Origin of the sequence: Aliiglaciecola sp. CAU 1673 (genome assembly GCF_029223185.1) — a bacterium.
Classification (GTDB): Bacteria; Pseudomonadota; Gammaproteobacteria; order Enterobacterales; family Alteromonadaceae; genus Bowmanella.
This window is the reverse complement of record NZ_JARHUG010000034.1, coordinates 1-1,187: the sequence shown is the minus strand read 5'-3', so window position 1 is coordinate 1,187 and position 1,187 is coordinate 1. Positions and strand designations below refer to the sequence as shown.

At 41.4% G+C, this 1,187-nt stretch carries 1 protein-coding gene; it reads right to left on the bottom strand.

Annotation, left to right across the window (positions count from 1 at the left end; genetic code table 11):
• Window positions 1-606 precede the first annotated feature (606 nt).
• The gene (locus tag P2G88_RS19420; RefSeq protein ID WP_275799317.1) at window positions 607-1,074 is read right to left on the bottom strand and encodes a hypothetical protein; all 468 of its coding nucleotides are present in this window, start codon (window positions 1,072-1,074) and stop codon (window positions 607-609) included.
• Window positions 1,075-1,187 lie beyond the last annotated feature (113 nt).

Sequence of the window (1,187 nt, the reverse complement as noted above, 5' to 3'; positions counted from 1 at the left end):
GGAGGTCAGGAAACGGCCTAACTATCTTATCTCTGAGCAACGTCTACTCTGGGCTTTACACGAATATTCTCGTCTGGTCCACACGCTGGGGAGACCTGAATTATGAGGGGATCCCCCAGCGCCTGACATTGAGTCGTTACCTTCTAAAGCCGGTTCTTATTTAAGCGCCGGCTTTTTTGCATTTAAAGGCACTCGTTCTTATTTATGCAGCGCAAGGGCAAGCCTTGTCACTGAAATGCTTTAGTGGCAATGTGTAGCAAATAAAACAGGCGACTGCGATGCAGACGCCATATCAATGCAGGTAACCATAATTTTTCTACGACTGATTATATCTATTTCGCAAGGTTGTTAGTATTTTCGCCACTGCAAACGTCAACAAACAGATAAAAACCGAATAAATGGATGCAAAAATAATCGCGACACCAGTCATTGGTGCATCATTTATTCCCTCAGTTGGTACTTGAGATAGAAAAATTACTGACAAAAAAGTGGGCGGCACAAATATCAGCAACACTGTTCTTATCACCAGGCTTTTCACTTTAAGCAGGAACAACCCAAATATAATGCTTGTTAAAGCTAATTCTATATAACTCATGGAAGTACCTCTTAGGGACATGGAAGATATAACACATCTGGAACACAAGTCCCATATGCGCAAGTTCTGTAGTAGACCGGCATTAAACAAAAACCTCGTCCATCATAAAGGTTAGGTGCATAAATGCGTTCATTACCAGCCCCTGATATTGGCGCGCCATTTTCACTGACAACATTTAATTCCCCTTGCAACATCATACATCCATAACCCTTATTGGCACAGTATGCCAACAATGCCCTTCCATCATTAACGACAAACCAATGATAGGTATAAGCCATAGACATTAAAGCGCCATACGTAAGTTCAAAAGGAATGAGAAAATCCTGATTTATATCCTTTGCAGTCCTATCAGCAATCATCTTCATCTGATTCAAGAAGTCACTATCACAATAAGATTTATTCCTATAAGTAGCATAACAAAAATCGTGATTATTACATGCCCGCAAGAAAGGCTGGTCAGGTATATAGTTATGATCCATACCAACAAGACTGGACACCTCGTTAAGCGATAGAATCGCAATCGAGGTGAAGCATGACAAAAGAATCCAGATCCCGTAAACGCCACGGCGAAGAGTTTAAAGCAGAAGCCCTG

Excerpts from the sequence above, each read along its gene's own strand:
- P2G88_RS19420 (WP_275799317.1), bottom strand. The coding sequence starts at position 1,074 with ATGGATCATAACTATATACCTGACCAGCCTTTCTTGCGGGCATGTAAT.